The organism is Chloroflexota bacterium (genome assembly GCA_014360805.1).
Classification (GTDB): Bacteria; Chloroflexota; Anaerolineae; order DTLA01; family DTLA01; genus DTLA01.
The window spans coordinates 1-15,330 of sequence record JACIWU010000033.1; the positions used below are offsets into that span (position 1 = coordinate 1).

16 protein-coding genes are annotated in these 15,330 nt (G+C 64.2%); 5 read left to right on the forward strand and 11 right to left on the reverse strand.

Annotated elements, in window-relative coordinates; genetic code table 11:
- The 8 genes from H5T65_07210 to lepB all read right to left on the reverse strand — a co-directional run.
- On the reverse strand, window positions 1-321 hold a 321-nt coding region (locus tag H5T65_07210), incomplete at its 3' end, for a 4Fe-4S dicluster domain-containing protein (protein ID MBC7259021.1).
- Window positions 322-2,058, reverse strand: a complete 1,737-nt coding sequence (locus H5T65_07215; GenBank protein ID MBC7259022.1) for a CoB--CoM heterodisulfide reductase iron-sulfur subunit A family protein — start codon at window positions 2,056-2,058, stop codon at window positions 322-324.
- Window positions 2,055-3,413, reverse strand: a complete 1,359-nt coding sequence (locus H5T65_07220) for a CoB--CoM heterodisulfide reductase iron-sulfur subunit A family protein (protein MBC7259023.1) — start codon at window positions 3,411-3,413, stop codon at window positions 2,055-2,057. The genes H5T65_07215 and H5T65_07220 overlap by 4 nt, the downstream gene beginning before the upstream one ends.
- 10 nt (window positions 3,414-3,423) lie before the next feature.
- Window positions 3,424-4,293: a CoB--CoM heterodisulfide reductase iron-sulfur subunit B family protein gene (locus H5T65_07225; protein MBC7259024.1), complete on the reverse strand. Its 870-nt coding sequence runs from the start codon at window positions 4,291-4,293 to the stop codon at window positions 3,424-3,426.
- Between the two features lie 22 nt (window positions 4,294-4,315).
- Complete coding sequence (locus tag H5T65_07230; protein ID MBC7259025.1) at window positions 4,316-4,723, reverse strand: 4Fe-4S dicluster domain-containing protein; 408 nt, start codon at window positions 4,721-4,723, stop codon at window positions 4,316-4,318.
- 12 nt (window positions 4,724-4,735) lie between these two features.
- Complete coding sequence (locus H5T65_07235; protein ID MBC7259026.1) at window positions 4,736-5,284, reverse strand: Fe-S-containing hydro-lyase; 549 nt, start codon at window positions 5,282-5,284, stop codon at window positions 4,736-4,738.
- Window positions 5,285-5,308: 24 nt separating this feature from the next.
- Entirely contained in the window at window positions 5,309-6,154 is an 846-nt protein-coding gene (locus H5T65_07240) for a fumarate hydratase (GenBank protein MBC7259027.1), read from the reverse strand.
- Between the two features lie 241 nt (window positions 6,155-6,395).
- A complete protein-coding gene (gene lepB / locus H5T65_07245) occupies window positions 6,396-6,950 on the reverse strand; it encodes a signal peptidase I (GenBank protein ID MBC7259028.1) in 555 nt (184 codons plus the stop codon).
- Between the two features lie 231 nt (window positions 6,951-7,181).
- Here lepB and H5T65_07250 point away from each other — a divergent pair, with 231 nt between their 5' ends.
- Complete coding sequence (locus H5T65_07250) at window positions 7,182-8,882, forward strand: nucleoside kinase (GenBank protein ID MBC7259029.1); 1,701 nt, start codon at window positions 7,182-7,184, stop codon at window positions 8,880-8,882.
- A gap of 20 nt (window positions 8,883-8,902) precedes the next feature.
- Window positions 8,903-9,370 carry an aminoacyl-tRNA deacylase gene (locus H5T65_07255; GenBank protein ID MBC7259030.1) on the forward strand — a complete coding sequence of 156 codons (468 nt, stop codon included), beginning with the start codon at window positions 8,903-8,905 and terminating at the stop codon, window positions 9,368-9,370.
- On the opposite strand, the gene cysE is transcribed toward H5T65_07255, so the two are convergent.
- The 3 genes from cysE to H5T65_07270 are packed head-to-tail and all read right to left on the reverse strand — an operon-like array spanning window position 9,351 to window position 11,747.
- A complete protein-coding gene (cysE, locus tag H5T65_07260; GenBank protein MBC7259031.1) occupies window positions 9,351-10,337 on the reverse strand; it encodes a serine O-acetyltransferase in 987 nt (328 codons plus the stop codon). The two genes, H5T65_07255 and cysE, sit on opposite strands and share 20 nt — an antisense overlap.
- A 52-nt stretch (window positions 10,338-10,389) precedes the next feature.
- A complete protein-coding gene (gene cysK, locus H5T65_07265; protein MBC7259032.1) occupies window positions 10,390-11,316 on the reverse strand; it encodes a cysteine synthase A in 927 nt (308 codons plus the stop codon).
- Entirely contained in the window at window positions 11,316-11,747 is a 432-nt protein-coding gene (locus H5T65_07270) for an Rrf2 family transcriptional regulator (protein MBC7259033.1), read from the reverse strand. Before H5T65_07270 ends, cysK begins: the two co-directional genes overlap by 1 nt.
- A 138-nt stretch (window positions 11,748-11,885) precedes the next feature.
- On the opposite strand from H5T65_07270, the gene H5T65_07275 reads away from it, so the two are divergent.
- The 3 genes from H5T65_07275 (at window position 11,886) to H5T65_07285 (ending at window position 15,283) form a co-directional block, all read left to right on the forward strand.
- Window positions 11,886-12,758, forward strand: coding sequence for a hypothetical protein (locus tag H5T65_07275; protein MBC7259034.1), 873 nt, complete (start codon window positions 11,886-11,888; stop codon window positions 12,756-12,758).
- Between the two features lie 88 nt (window positions 12,759-12,846).
- Entirely contained in the window at window positions 12,847-14,103 is a 1,257-nt protein-coding gene (locus H5T65_07280; protein ID MBC7259035.1) for a DUF362 domain-containing protein, read from the forward strand.
- A 148-nt stretch (window positions 14,104-14,251) separates the two neighbouring features.
- A complete protein-coding gene (locus H5T65_07285; GenBank protein ID MBC7259036.1) occupies window positions 14,252-15,283 on the forward strand; it encodes a 6-phosphofructokinase in 1,032 nt (343 codons plus the stop codon).
- Window positions 15,284-15,330 lie beyond the last annotated feature (47 nt).

The window sequence follows — 15,330 nt, forward strand, 5'->3', positions numbered from 1 at the left end:
GGCAATCCCGTTGGGGCAGCGCGTCCAGCAGGTTTCGCATCCCACGCACAGCCAGATGGCGCTGCTGCGCAGGACTCTGTCCTTCTGGCCCAACTGCACCAGTTTGAGGATGTGCGCGGGGCCGTAGTCCATGGCGTATGCGGTGGGGCATCCGGCGGTGCACTTCAGGCAGTAGTAGCATAGCCGAATGTTCTCGTGGCTGAGCGATTCTACCGTTCGCAGGAACGTGGGGTCAACCCGCAGCGCGGCCTGGGTTGCGCCCGCGGACGACGCCCGCGTTCTCGTGTTGCTGGCCAGGGATGCGGTCGCGCCTGCTGTCATCTACACCTCCGCCAGGTAAGCGTCCATCATCGCCAGCACGTGGCTGGGCGTCAGGTTCCGAAGTTTGCACGCCTTGTTGGGGCATGCCACCACGCAGGCGCCACACCCCTGGCACAGAGCCTCGTGGACGATGGCCTTGTGCTTCCAGGGATGCATCTCGCGCGCCTGGTAAGGGCATGCCGGGATGCACAGCCCGCAGCCCGAACAGAGTTCCTCGTCCACGTAGGCGATGGTAGGCTCGGCGACCAACTCGCGCTGGGAGAACAAGGACAGGACTTTGGCGGCAGCGGCGCTGGCCTGGGCGACGGTCTCGGGGATGTCCTTGGGCGCTTGTGCGGTGCCTGCCAGGAAGATGCCGGCGGTCAGGCTTTCCACCGGCCGCAGTTTGGGGTGGGCCTCGCTGAAGAAGCCGTGCTCATCGGTGGCGATGCGCAGTTTCTGTGCCAGTTCCACCGCGCCTTCCGCCGGCATGACGGCTGTCGCCAGCACCGCCAGGTCTGCCTGTACCTCAATGGGCTTGCCGGTGAGGGTATCGGCGGCCCACGCGACGACTTTGCCGTCCTCTTCGTACAGGCGCGCCACCTTGCCGCGAACGTACAGGACATCCTGCTGGGTCATGGCGGACTGTACGAACTCTTCGTAGTCGCGCCCCTGCGAGCGGATGTCTATGTAGAAGACGTAAGCCTGACCATCGGGCACGCGCTGCTTGTACAGGGTAGCCTGCTTGGCCGTGTACATGCAGCAAATTTTGGAGCAATAGGGCATGTGGTGCTCGGGGTCGCGCGAGCCAGCGCACTGCACGAAAATGACCTCCCGAGGCACCGTGCCGTCCGAGGGGCGTCGGATTTCGCCGCCCGTGGGGCCGTCGGCGGCCAGCATCTGCTCAAAGGTCAGCGCGTCTATGATGTCGGGGTAGCGTCCGCCGCCGTACTCGCCGAATTTGGCGAGTGGCCGCAGGGAGTATCCCGTCGCCACGATCACGGCGCCGAAAGCGTGCTCGGAGAACGTCGGCTCCTCATCGGCGCTGCCCGTCCGGTGCTTGAGTTTGGCGGTGAAGTTGCCCACGTAGCCGCCCAGTTCCTCTACCTCGGTCCGCAGGAAGACTTTGATGCGCGGGTTGTTTTGCACCGCCTGCAACTTGGACTGCAGGAGGTCGTGGGCCGCGTCAAAGTTGACATAAACGCCGGACAGTTGGCCCACGTGGCCGCCGAGTCGGTCGGAACGCTCCACGAGCACGACGGGGTATCCAGCGGATGCGATGTCTAGGGCCGCCTGCAACCCCGCGATGCCGGCGCCGATGACCAGCGCCTTCTTGACGAGGGAGAGGGATAGGGGAACCAGCGACTCGTTGTACTTCACCTTCTCCACGATGGTTTTGATGTGCTCAATAGCCTTCTCGGTCGCGGCTTCCTTATCTCCCTGGTGTACCCAGGACACCTGCTCGCGGATGTTGGCAATCTCGGTCTGGTAGGGGTTGAGACCCGCCTGCGCCGACGCTTTGCGGAAAGTGGTTTCGTGCATGGCCGGGCTGCATGCCGCTACCACAACGCCCTCAAGATTCTCGTCCTTGATGGACTGGCGAATCAGCGACTGCCCGGGGTCCGAGCACATGTACATGTAGTCGGTGGCGAGGACGACGCCTGGGTAGTCCTTGAGGGCCTCGGCGACGCGCTTCACGTCCACCGTGCCGGCGATGTTGATGCCGCAGTGGCAGATGAATACGCCAATCCGCTTCATGATGTCTCCGCTCCGACGGGGGTCTCCATGGCCTGGGGCACGCCGCTCCACTGGGCGAAGAGCGACAGGACTTTGGCGGCAGCGGCGCTGGCCTGGGCGACGGTCTCGGGGATGTCCTTGGGGCTGGTAACGGCCCCCGCCAGGAACACGCCCGGACGCGACGTCTCCACGGGCAGCATGTTGTCATCCAGGGGCAGCAGGAAGCCGTAGGGGTTGGTGGGGATGCCGAGCATCTCGGCCAGTCGCCGCGTCTCGGGGTGAGGCACCATGGCTGGGGCCAGCACCACCATGTCGGCGGCGATCTCCACCGACGCCCCGCTGAGCGTGTCCGCGCCCCAGACGATGACTTGATCGCCCTCACGGAAGACGCGCGCCACCTTGCCTCGGATATACAGCACGCGGTCTTCTTCTGTGGCGCGGTGGTAGAATTCCTCGTAGCGCTTGCCCGCTGCGCGCACGTCTATGTAGAACACATACGCGGTGCCGTCATGCACCCGATGCTTGTACAGCATGGCGTGTTTCGCCGTGTACATGCAGCAGATTTTGGAGCAGTAGGGCATGGCGGTTTCGGGCGCGCGGGAGCCGGCGCACTGGATGAATACCACCTGCTTGGGCTCCTTGCCGTCCGAGGGCCTCCGAACCTTGCCCGCGGTGGGGCCGGACGCCGAAAGCAGCCGCTCAAATGCCAGGCCGTCCACTACGTCGGGAATCTGACCGTATCCGTACTCGCCCAGGTTCTCTAGCCCGTACAACGTGTAGCCGGTCGCGATGATGACCGCGCCGACTTCCACTTCCGTGGTGGTCGCCTGCTGCTCGTAGTCAATGGCGTGGACGGGGCAGACTTTCTCGCAGAGGCGGCACTTGCCCCGCGTAAACCATGTGCAGGCGTCGCGGTCTATGACGGGCTTGTTGGGAACCGCCTGGGGCGACAGCGTGTAGATGGCCTTGCGTTTGCCCATGCCTCGGTCAAAGGGCGAGGCGACTTTGGTCGGGCATTTCTCCTGGCAGAGGCCGCACCCCGTGCACACGTCCCAGTTGACCGATGCCGGCTTGCGTTGGACGGTGGCGGTGAAGTGCCCGATCTCGCCCGTGATGGCCGTAACTTCCGAGAACGTCATGAGCCGGATTCGCTCGTGGTGGCCGGCTTCTACGGTGCGGGGGGTTAGGATGCATTGGGCGCAGTCCAGCGTCGGGAAGGTCTCGGACAGTTGGAGCATCCGCCCGCCGATGGAGGGTTCCCGCTCCACGAGGACGACTTCGTATCCTGAGTTGGCGATGTCCAGGGCGGCTTGGATTCCCGCAATGCCGGCCCCGATGATGAGGACTCGCGTGATGGGCGACTTGTCTTCCGCCACGTTGCGTCTCCTAGATCAGCCCTTTCGCGGCCAGAAGCGGCCTCGGGTCTACGTAGTGCTTGTCCAAGTCAAAGGCGGTGGCATCCAGCCCCAGCGCGATGCCCAACAACTGCATGTCGTACAGCACGGGAATGGGCCGGAAGCCGCCGTGCTTCATGGCCAGGTCCTGTTGCCAGCGGTCCAGGTTGAACTGGCACAGGGGACAACTGGTAACGATAAGGTCTGCGCCCGCCTTCCTGGCTGACGCCAAGATGAGGTAGGACATCTCCTTCGTGGTCTCCAGGTCAAAGGCCGCGATGTAGTTGCCGCAGCATTCGGCGCGGTGCGGATAGTCGGCAACCTGGGCGCCGAGGGCGCGCAGGAAGTTTTCCAGTATCTGGGGGTTCTCGTGGTCGTCAAACCCCATCTCTTTTGGGGGGCGCAGGAACATGCAGCCATAGTACGGCGCAACCGAGAGGTCGGCCAGGTTCTTCTTCACGGCCTTGCTGATGTTGTCCCAACCCACTACGTCGCGCAGGATCTCCAGGAGGTGAATCACCTCCACTTCGCCCGTGTACTCGGCCTCAATAAAGAAGTTGATCTTCTCGCGCTTGTCTTCCTCGTTGCGCATGACGAGGTTGGATCGCTTGAGCACGTTGAAGCAGGTGGAACAGGCCGCCGCGAGTTTGTCGCCCTCCGTTGCCGCGCTGACGAGGTTGCGCACCGGCCCTGCCAGGTCCAGCAGGTTGTCGCGGCTCAGGGGGAAGGTCGCGCCGCAGCAGTTCCACATTTTCAACTCGGCCAACTCTATGCCCAAGGCGGCCATGGAGTCCCGCGCCGCGCGGTCAAACCCCTTGGCCTTGGTGCTGAGAGTGCAGCCGGGATAGTAGGGAATTCTCATGCCCGCACCTCATCGTTTGTTGCTACGCTGTGTATTTCCTGAAGCCGCTGATGAAAGCCTGCTGGGGGAATTCCGCAAGCGTCTCGGCGGGAAGTTTCTCTATGACGATTTTGTCCCCGCGTTCGGTCATCAGCAGGTCTCGCACGACTTCCATGATGCGCGAAAGGTCCACGCCTTTGGGGCAACGGGTGTAGCACTGCTGGCACGCCGCGCACAGCCAGATGGTCTTGGACTGTAGGACGGCCTCGTGTTCGCCGAGTTGTAGAAGGCGGATTACCTGATTGGGGAGGAGGTCCATGGCGAAGGCAGCCGGGCACCCCGCCGAGCACTCGCCGCACTGGTAGCATTTGAGCAGGTCCTGCCCGCTCATCTCCTCCACCTTGCGGATGAAGTCGTTGTGGACTTTGGCAGCGGACAGTTGGATTCGCATGGCGCCTCCGGTCTAGTCTGGGATGGCGTACTGGCGCACGCCGTCTTCGTATGCGTCGCCGCCATAGATGTCGTTGATGACGGTGGCGGGGAAGTCTTCTACCTCAAGTTTCCAGAGAGCCTCGGCTCCCAGGTCTTCGTAGGCGATGACCTCGGCCTTTTTCACCGACTTGGCGATCAAGGCTCCTGCGCCGCCCGTGGCCGCGAAGTAAACGGCCTTGTACTTCCGAATCGCGTCCTTGACCGCCTGGGAGCGGTTGCCTTTGCCGATCATCCCCTTCAGGCCGGCGGCCAGCAATCGCGGCGTGTAGGGGTCCATGCGGTATGAGGTGGTGGGGCCTGCCGAGCCGATGACCTGGCCGGGCTTGGCGGGCGCCGGGCCCATGTAGTAGATAATCTGCCCCTGGAGTTCAAGGGGAAGGGGCGCGCCGGCGTCCATGGCCTCCACGATGCGCTTGTGCGCGGCGTCTCGCGCCACGTAGATAGTCCCCGAGATAAGCACTTTCTGCCCGGCCCGCAGGTTGGCGACCACGTCGTCTGTCAATGGCGTCTGGATCTTCATCCCACACAGTCCTCCGCTGCTCGGCTACAGAACGATTTCCTTGTGTCGCGCGCTGTGGCACTGGATGTTGACCGCCACGGGCAAACTGGCGATGTGGCACGGCTGGCTGAGCACGTGGACGGCCAGCGCCGTCGTGCGGCCCCCCAGGCCCTGCGGCCCGATGCCCAGTTTGTTGACCCGCGTGAGGATGTCGGCTTCCAGCGAGGCGTCTTCCGGGTCGTCGCTGGGCCGGCCCACCTCGCGCAGGAGCGACCGCTTGGCCAGGAGCATGGCCTGCTCGGCCGTGCCACCGATGCCGACGCCGACGATGATGGGCGGGCACGGGTTCGCCCCGGCCTTGCGCACGGTCTCCACGACAAACTTGATGACGCCTTCGCGCCCGTCGGCGGGCTTGAGCATGCCCAGGGCGCTCATGTTCTCGCTGCCGCCACCCTTGGGGGCCAACGTGATGCGCAACTTGTCGCCAGGGACGATGCGAACGTGGATGACGGGAGGCGTGTTGTCCTTCGTGTTGACCCGACTGGAATATGGATGAGCCACGACCGACTTGCGCAGGTAGCCCTTGGTGTAGCCGCGCCGAGTCCCTTCGGCGATGGCCTCGTTGAAGTCGCCGCCGACGATGTGCACGTCCTGCCCGATGTCCACGAATACGACCGTGTACCCGCAGTCCTGACACAGGGGCACTTCGTCTTCGCGGGCTATGCGGGCGTTCTCCAGGATTTCCTGCAGAATCTCGCGTCCCGTGGGCGACTCCTCGCGTTCCAGGGCTTGCCTGACCGATTGGATCACGTCGTCGCCCAGGAAGTAGTTGGATCCCATGCAGAGCCGTTCTACGGCGTCAACGATGGTGTTATAGTGGATTTCGCGCATGGTCTGCTCTCCCACCTTTCCGGCGAAAAGAAGGCCTGAGTGCGCAGTTCACCCACGTCCTCAGGCCTTTGTTGTCGTCCCCCGATTGGTTGAATTTGCGAGTGTGTGGATGGATAGCACCTTTGCCAGAGTCCCTTTCGGAGTCGTGCTTGCATTATACTACGCTGTCAGGCGGATGGCAAGTCGCCCACGCGCCTGCGCGGCGCTTCGTAATGCTGCGAATGTCTTTGCAAGGCTCTGTTCACGGATATGTGACGCGCCGGATCACGCCCCAGCGCGATGGCGGCCAGTAGCAGAGCCACGCGCGGCCGATGATGTTGTGGCGCGGCAACGGCCCCCACGCGCGCGAGTCGCTGCTGGCTGCGCGATTGTCGCCCATGACGAAATACTCATCCGGCCCCAGCGTGAGCCTTATCGGGCGGTAGGTGAGCGTTGGCTGGCCGGCAAGGTACGGCTCTACAAGCAGATTCCCGTTGATGTACACGGAACCGCTCTCTATCTCTACGGTCTCGCCGGGGAGGCCGATGATCCGCTTGATGAAGTCCTCTTGTGGGGCGCGGGGGTACTCAAAGATGACCACATCGCCACGGCGAGGCTCAGAAAACCAATAACTCACCCGTTCCACCAGCACAAACTGCCCCGTTTCCAGGGTGGGCAACATGCTGGCGCCCAGGATGCGGAAGTTCCTGACGACCAGTTGCAGCAGCAGAAAGAGAACGACCGCCAGGACAATAGTCTCTGCCGCCTCGCGGAGAAAGGACTTGCCAGGGTTTTCTGTGGTGGGAGGTGCTTCTATGGGAGATGTTTGTTCGGGAGACGGTTCGGGTTCGCGCACGAAGGCTCTCTCCGATGCATGTTAGGGGCAATTATACCCGCTTTGCGCCTGGCGGCAACTTGCGCTGTTCATCTCATCAGGTGGAAACGCCGCTTTTGCCCCCGCCCCCTGTCCTGATTATACTTGATTGGCATCTCATCCGTGCCCGCGGCGGCCGGCCCAGCCGCGCCGCTGCGGGAAAACAGGAGTGCCATGACGACAACCACCATTCGCGAGGCCAAGCCCCGCGATACCGTGCAGGTTCATCTGCCCGACGGCCGCACCTACGAAGGCCCCGTCGGCACGCGCCTTGAGGCGTTCATCCGGGTTGCGTGCCGCGCCCAAGAAGCCCCCGTCGTCGCTGCCCTGGTGAATCGCGAGATTCGCGACCTGTGCTCGCCGGTGCTCCAGGACTCCGAGGTGGTGCCGCTGACGACCGCCACGAGCGACGGCCTGCGCATTCTGCAGCGTTCGCTGTCCCTGCTGCTGGTCGTGGCGGCGCGGGAACTGTTCCCCGAAGCGCAGGTGCTGGTGGATCATTCCCTCACGCTGTCGGGGTTGTACTGCCGCCTTGTGGGGCGAGGGCCCCTGACGGAGGAGGAACTGGCGCGGCTAGAGACCCGCATGCGCGAGATCGCGGAGGCGGATGAACCGATTACCAAGGAGCGGCTCCCACTGAGCGAGGCAAAGACCATCTTCCAGCGCCAAGGGTATGAGGACAAGGTCCGTCTCCTGCGGTACCGCACGAAGGATTACCTCACCGTCTATCGCCTGCGGGGCGTTACGGACTACTTCTACGGCTACCTGGTACCATCCACGGGGTACCTCAAGACCTTTGCCCTGCATCCCTATCCGCCGGGGTTCATCTTGCGGTTCCCGCGAAGGGAGAACCCGCTGGTGCTGCCGGAGTACCGCGACTCGCCGAAATTGGCGGCTGTTTTCCGAGAGCACACCACATGGATGAACCTGCTGCAGATCAATGACGTGGGGTCGCTGAACGAGGCGGTGGAGAATCAGCGCATCCGCGAGGCCATCCTGGTGTCGGAGGCGCTGCACGAGGACCGCATCGCGGCCATCGCACATCAGATCGCCGACCTGCGCCCTGGCGTCAGGCTGGTGCTCATCGCCGGGCCGACATCCTCGGGCAAGACGACGTTCTCAAAGCGGCTGGCCGTGCAGTTGCTGGCCCACGGGGTGCGCCCGTTTACGCTGGCGATGGACGACTACTTCGTGGACCGCGAGAAGACGCCGGTGGACGAGCACGGGGCCTACGACTTTGAGTCGCTGGACGCGCTGGATCGCTCCTTGCTCAACCGACAACTGCTTCAACTGTTCCGCGGCGAAGAGGTGATGCTTCCGCATTACAACTTCCGCCTCGGCAAGCGGGAGGACGGCCCCAGGGTTCGCCTGAAGGACGACCAGGTTGTGATCGCCGAGGGGATTCACGGATTGAACCCGGATCTGCTCCCCGACCTTCCGCAGGGGAGCGTGTATCGCATCTACGTCTCGGCGCTCACGCAACTGAACCTGGACATGCACAACCGGATTCCGACTACCGACACACGCTTGCTCCGGCGCATCGTGCGCGACGCGCGGACGCGCGGGTACAATGCGGCGAGCACGATCAGCCGCTGGGGAAGCGTAACGCGAAGCGAGGCGCTGCGCATCTTCCCCTATCAGGAGAACGCCGATGCCATGTTCAACTCGGCGCTGGCCTACGAACTGGCGGTGCTGAAACCGTTTGCCGAGCCGTTGCTCAGGCAGGTGGAGCCAGGGACGCTGGAATACGTGGAGGCCAAGCGCCTGCTGGCGTTCTTGCAGTGGTTCCTGCCCTGCGAATCTCATCTCGTGCCCGACAATTCCATCCTGCGGGAGTTCATCGGCGATTCCATCCTGGCCGACTACACGCCTTAGCGCGCGAAGGAGCCTCTGGCATGGAAAAGACGAACAGCATGCGACTCCTGGACCGGTTGGGCATTCCCTACGATGTGTACACCTTCTCGCCCGACATCCACTCGGCACTCGGCGTCGCGGAGGCTACGGGAATCCCGCCGGCCGAGGTGTTCAAGACGCTGGTCCTTCTGCGGCCCAACGGGAAGCCGTTTCTGGTCATCGCCCCAGGCGACAGCGAGGTTGACCTGCGGAAAGTCGCGGCGGCGGTGGGCGAGAAGAAGGTGGCCCTGGCGTCGCACCGCGAAGCCGAAGCGTTGACCGGCCTGCAGGTCGGCGGCATCTCGGCGCTGGCGCTCCGCGCCAAGCGGTTTGCGGTGTACCTGGACCGCTCGGCGTTGGCCCACGAGCGGATCATGGTCAGCGCGGGCAAGCGGGGCGTGAATCTTCGCCTGAAGCCACACGACCTCATCCGCGCGGTGGGCGCCGAACTCATTGACGCGGTGGGCTAGCGCCCGCGGGCGTGGCTTCGCGAATGTTTGTCCCGTTCTGGGCGGGGCCTTTTAGCGTTACGCCCACCTGCACGTCGGGCCAGACGTTGCTGATTCTGCGCCGCACTTGCTCGGTGAGGTAGTCGGCCAGCGGGCAGGCAGCCGTCGTCAGCGTCATGACGATTTCCACGCGGTTGCCGTTCACCGCAATTTCGCGAATCAGCCCCAGGTCAACCACGCTTATTCCGGCCTCCGGGTCAATGACCTCTTTCAGGGCGGCCAGCACCTGACTTCGGTCAACGCCTTCGCGTTCTGCCTCTCGCGCAGGCGCGCCCTCGGCCCGTGCCAGGGCCTGTTCAAGGTGACGCACGCGCTCTTCCAACTGACTCTGCCGGGCCAGCACTTCCGCCAGGGTCTTCAGCGAGGGGTCGGGCAGGTCGCCGTGGGCTAGGTCGGGCTTGGGTGCGGTCTCGCTTTGGGGTTCGGCGAAGCGCCCGGGGACGCCGACCACGGTCATGCCCGGCGGAACCGACTTGATCACGACCGACCCCGCGCCAATCCGCGCGCGGTCGCCGATGTGGATGGGGCCGAGCACGATGGCGCCGGCGCCGATGACGACGTGGTTGCCGATGGTGGGGTGTCGCTTGGTTTTTTCGGCGCTGGTGCCGCCCAGAACAACCCCCTGGTAAAGCAACACGTCGTCCATGATTTCGGCAGTCTCGCCGATGACGACGCCCATGCCGTGATCAATGAAGCAACGCCGACCGATTTTGGCCCCCGGGTGAATCTCCACGCCGGTCAGCCAACGGTTGATATGCGAGATGAAACGCGCAACAAAGTGGAGTCGGCGCGTCCACAGCGCGTGCGCGATGCGGTGTAGCCAAATGGCATGCAGCCCGGGGTAGCAGAAGAGCACCTCCCAAACGGTGCGTGCCGCAGGGTCTTTCGCGAACACGGTTGCGATGTCTTCTCGGATGCGTGCGAACATGGGTCCTCCGTCCCTGGAACTTCGCCCAAGCGCAGTGTGGTCACAATGCCCGTCATGCCTGGGCGAACAACTCGGTGCTGAGGTAGCGTTCTCCGGTGTCGGGCAGGATGACAACGATGAGCCTGCCGGCGTTTTCGGGCCTGGCCGCGACCTGCAACGCGGCGAACGCCGCCGCGCCCGACGATATGCCCACGAGCAGCCCTTCTTCCTTCGCGAGCCTTCTCGCCATCGTCATGGCCTCGTCGTCGGCGACGCGGATGATCTCATCCACCAACTCGCGGCGGAAGACATCGGGCACGAACCCCGCTCCGATGCCCTGTATCTTGTGGGGGCCGCGCTGGCCTCCTGAGAGCACCGGCGAACCCGCCGGCTCCACCGCCACGGCGACGAGTTCGGGCTTGTACTGTTTCAGCCGCTCGGCCACGCCCGTGATGGTCCCACCGGTGCCGACCCCCGCCACAACGATGTCCACCCTGCCGTCCGTGTCGCGCCATATCTCCTCGGCGGTCGTGCGCCGATGGATGGCGGGATTGGCTGGGTTCCGGAATTGCTGGGGGATGAAGTAGCGGGCGTCCGCCGCGGCCATCTCCTCGGCCTTTCGGACTGCGCCGGTCATCCCATCGGCGCCTGGCGTCAGGACAAGTTCCGCACCGAGCGCCTGGAGCAGTTTGCGGCGTTCCAGGCTCATGGTTTCGGGCATGGTGAGGACAAGGCGATAGCCTCTGGCAGCGCAGACAGCGGCCAGCGCGATGCCCGTGTTCCCGCTGGTGGGCTCCAGTATGATGGTGTCCTCGCGGATCAGGCCCGCTTCTTCCGCCGCGCGGATCATGGCGACGCCGATGCGATCCTTGACGCTGCCCAGGGGGTTGAACGCTTCCACTTTGGCGACGACGGTCGCGTGAAGCCCGGCGGCAACCCGATTGAGCCTGACGAGAGGCGTGTTGCCAATGGTCTCGGTGATGTCATTGTAGATTCTCATTACCGCTTCTCCTTTGGTGCGGTTGGCGGTTCGCCGCAGAGGTCGGCGACAGTCCAGGCATCGGCGTATTCGGCGATGACCCGTGAGAGGCCCTCCCAGAATGAGCGGCTTGGGCATGTTTCCACAAAGCGACACGTTACGTCCGTGTCTGGGATGGTACAGTCCACCAGCGCGATAGGGCCTTCGGTTGCGCGCAGCACATCGCCGATGCGAATCTCCGCGGAGTCGCGGGCCAGCGCGTACCCTCCCCCCGGGCCTTTCACGCCTGTAACGAACCCCGCCGCGCGGAGCGGCCGAAGGATTTGGGCAATATAGTCCGATGGCACTCCCTGCCTCGCGGCCAGGTCGCGCCGACTCACGGGATTCCCATGATTCAAGGCGATGTCCACCAGAATCCTTACCGCGTAGCGGCCTTTGCTCGTGATGCGCATCGTGCTCCCTCGTCGCCATTTTAGAGTAGTTGATGAAAACTGTCAACTATTCGGCTCTGCCCGTGAGCGGCGCGTCTTGCCAGGGTGCGGTTCGCGCGATATAATGCATTCGCGCGAGCGGGGTGGAGGTGGAGTCTCGTGGTGCAGGCAAGCGCCGCTTCCAATCTGGTTGTGCCTCCGGAGTGGGAGGCGCTGGCGGCCGAAGACGTGCGAGGCGCGGTGCTGCTCATCGGCGGCACGGATAGCGGCAAGACATCCCTGGCGACTTATCTCGTCCAGCGATGGGCGGCGCGCTCGCGGACCATTGCCCTCATGGATTGCGATGTGGGCCAGGGGGTGCTTGGGCTGCCCGCCACCATGACGCTGCGGGTTCTGGCCGGTTCGGCCCACACGGACCACTGCTTCTTCGTTGGCGCCATTTCTCCCCGCGGGCACATGCTTCGCATCCTGGTGGGCGTGCACACACTGTACAGGAAGGCCCTGGCGCTGGGCGCGGAAACGGTCATCGTGGACTCCACCGGCCTCGTGGATCCGGGGCAGGGGGGACTGGCGCTGAAGCAGGCCAAGGTTGATCTTCTGATGCCCTGCCGCGTGATCGCTCTGGCGAGGGGCGCGGAACTGAATCCCATCCTTGCTTCCTGGCGCAATCATCCGCTGGTGCAGATCACGACCCTGCGCGTATCGCCTCACGCGCGGGCGCGCAGCCGCGCCGAACGGGTGGCGTGGCGCCGCGAACGCTGGGAGGCGTACTTCCGTCAGGCAGTGCCTTTGACCTTCCCGCTCCAGTCCATCGCGACGATCAATTGGCTGTTGCCAACGGCCCAGCGCGTCTGCGCATTCCTGGACGCAGAGGGTTTGTGCCGGGGCATTGGCCGGGTTACCTACGTGGCGCGCGGCTCCACAACCATCACGACGGAGACCCCGCTGCGTTCGCTGGAAGGAGTGGTCGCTATCCGTTTTGGCGCTCCCCGACTGGAAGAGCGCATATTGGGCAATACCACGCCCCAATAGCCGCGTTTTGTGTGGACGCGGAGGCGTGTTATACTCCAAGTCGTTTCATCTGCCGGCTGTTTCCCATTTCGCTCGGAGGCTCTTGAGTATGCCAGGTACGGTTGCCTTGCTTCGCTGCACCACATACAATACGCAAGAAGTTGAGGCGGTTGTGCGCTCTGCAGTCGGGCTGCTGGGCGGCATGAGCGCCTTTGTCAAACCCGGGTGGCGCGTCATTCTGAAACCCAACATCCTGCGCGCCGCGACGCCCGATTCCGCGATTATCACCCACCCCGCAGTGGTGCGCGCGGTAGCGATCCTGGTGCGCGAGGCCGGCGCGACGCCCATCTTGGCCGAAAGCCCGGCAGGCCCGTTCAACAAAGCCGTGCTGCGCCTGGCTTACACCCGTGGCGGCTACGACAAGGTCGCCGAAGAGGTGGGGATGGAACTGAACTACGACGTTACGGCGGTGCAGGTTTCGCACCCCGAAGGCCATCTCATCAAGCGGCTGGACATCTTGAAGGCAGTGGACGAGGCCGACGCGGTCATCGCGCTCCCGAAGTTCAAGACGCACAACTTGACGCGCATCACCGGCGCGACGAAGATTCTGTTTGGCGTTGTGCCTGGCGTAACCAAGTTCGGGTATCACGCCAAGTTGCAAGACGCCATGCGGTTCTCCGAGGCCCTGGTGGACATCATCACCTACGTGAAGCCCGTGCTCACAGTCATGGACGCCATCGTGGGCATGCACGGCAACGGGCCGTCGGGCGGCGACCCGTATCCGGCCAATTTGCTGCTGGCGTCGGCGGATCCGTTCGCGATGGATGTCGTGTGCGCGACGCTGGTCGGCATGGAGCCTTTGAGCATTCCACCCCTGAAGGTGGCGGCGGCGCGCGGGCTTACATCCTGCAGTGTGGACGATGTGCCCGTGGTGGGGTTGCCTCTCGCGGAGGCGAGGCTGTCGGGCTTCCGATACGGGACGGCGACGACGATGGACACGGGCATCTTCCCGCGGGCGATGCGACGCCTGGGGCGGCGGATTCTGGCCGCGCGGACTGTGGACGGCAAGCCCGCCTGCGATACCGAAGACTACGCCGCCCTGGACGTGGGCACCGCACCCAGGGCCATCCGCAGTTGGGTTACCCGCCAGGTGGTGGCGAACCCCCAGGCGACTGATCGGTGCATCGGCTGCGGCGTGTGCGTGCGAAGTTGCCCCGTGCAGGCGATTAGCCTGGTGAACGGGCGCGCCCACATGGATTGGAACAAGTGCATTCGCTGCTATTGTTGCCATGAGGTTTGCCCGGAGAATGCGGTGGAACTTCGGCGTTCGCTGATCGGGCGGCTGATGAGCCTGGGCAGCGAGTAAGGCGCGTCGTGTGGCGGGCGGGCAAAGCCCTACGGGCTGGCTTGGGCGTCGGGTACATCCGCGGCGTAGCGCGGGTTGACCTTTTCGGCTGCGGCGCTTTGTGCTATACTGTGTCGGAATGGCTCGTGCCATTCGTGGGAGGTGAGAGGTGCGTATCGGAGTGCTTACAGGGGGAGGGGATGCCCCTGGGCTGAACGCGGCCATTCGCGCCGTGGCCAGAAGGGCATTCCAGTATGGCTATCAGGTCTGCGGGATTCAGAACGGGTGGCTGGGCCTGATAGAAGGCCAGATGACCGAATTCACCCGCTATTCGGTGTCGGGGATCATGCACACCGGCGGGACACTGCTCGGCGCGACGCGGACCAACGTCTTCGCCGTCCCCGATGGGGTGCAGAGGGTTCTGGGCACCATGAAGGCGCGTGGGCTGGATGCGGTTGTCGTGATCGGCGGCATAGATACCCTCGGCATCGCCCAGCGGCTCTACGAAGAGCATGACGCTCCGCTTGTCGGCATCCCCAAGACCATTGACAACAACGTTCCGGGCACCGACCAGTGCATCGGGTTCAATTCTGCTGTGGCTACCATCGCGGAGGCGCTGGATAAACTGCACACCACGGCCAGCGCCCACAGCCGCGCCATCGTCGTGGAAGTGATGGGGCGCGAATCGGGGTGGCTGGCTACGGTGGGCGGGCTGGCCGGCGGCGCGGATTTTATCGTGATCCCCGAAGTTCCGACCACCGTGGGCGAGATCTGCGAGCACCTGCGCCGCCGCGCCGAGGCGGGCAAGCATCACAGCATCATCGTGGTGGCGGAGGGAGCCCACCTATCGGATTTGCCGAATGAGCCGGAGCCTGGCGCGCCCGATGCTTTCGGCCGGCCCCGCATGGATTTGCGCGGCATCGGCGAGGCAGTGGCCCAGGCCATTGAGAAATGTGCTGAGTTTGAAGCGCGGTTCGTGGTCATCGGGCACCTGCAACGAGGGGGCACGCCTACGGTGTTTGATCGCGTGCTGGCCACGCGCATGGGCGTCCGTGCGGTGGATCTCATCCGCGAGGGCCGATTCGGCCAGATGACGGCGCTGCACGGCAACAAGATTGAGCCCGTGCCCCTGAGCGTGCTGAAAGCGGGCGTGCGCCAGGTAGATTTGGATTTGTACCGCCTGGCCCAGGTCTTCTTCTAGTTCTCGCACCTTTGGGTGCGTGCATTCCACAACACATTGTGCGCGGA

Bases quoted from the DNA above. Each gene is read 5' to 3' on its own strand.
- H5T65_07225 (MBC7259024.1), bottom strand. From the start codon at position 4,293: ATGAGAATTCCCTACTATCCCGGCTGCACTCTCAGCACCAAGGCCAAG.
- H5T65_07280 (MBC7259035.1), top strand. From the start codon at position 12,847: ATGCCAGGTACGGTTGCCTTGCTTCGCTGCACCACATACAATACGCAA.
- H5T65_07230 (MBC7259025.1), bottom strand. From the start codon at position 4,723: ATGCGAATCCAACTGTCCGCTGCCAAAGTCCACAACGACTTCATCCGC.
- H5T65_07250 (MBC7259029.1), top strand. From the start codon at position 7,182: ATGACGACAACCACCATTCGCGAGGCCAAGCCCCGCGATACCGTGCAG.
- cysK (MBC7259032.1), bottom strand. From the start codon at position 11,316: ATGAGAATCTACAATGACATCACCGAGACCATTGGCAACACGCCTCTC.
- H5T65_07255 (MBC7259030.1), top strand. From the start codon at position 8,903: ATGGAAAAGACGAACAGCATGCGACTCCTGGACCGGTTGGGCATTCCC.
- H5T65_07215 (MBC7259022.1), bottom strand. From the start codon at position 2,058: ATGAAGCGGATTGGCGTATTCATCTGCCACTGCGGCATCAACATCGCC.
- H5T65_07235 (MBC7259026.1), bottom strand. From the start codon at position 5,284: ATGAAGATCCAGACGCCATTGACAGACGACGTGGTCGCCAACCTGCGG.
- H5T65_07240 (MBC7259027.1), bottom strand. From the start codon at position 6,154: ATGCGCGAAATCCACTATAACACCATCGTTGACGCCGTAGAACGGCTC.
- cysE (MBC7259031.1), bottom strand. From the start codon at position 10,337: ATGTTCGCACGCATCCGAGAAGACATCGCAACCGTGTTCGCGAAAGAC.
- H5T65_07270 (MBC7259033.1), bottom strand. From the start codon at position 11,747: ATGCGCATCACGAGCAAAGGCCGCTACGCGGTAAGGATTCTGGTGGAC.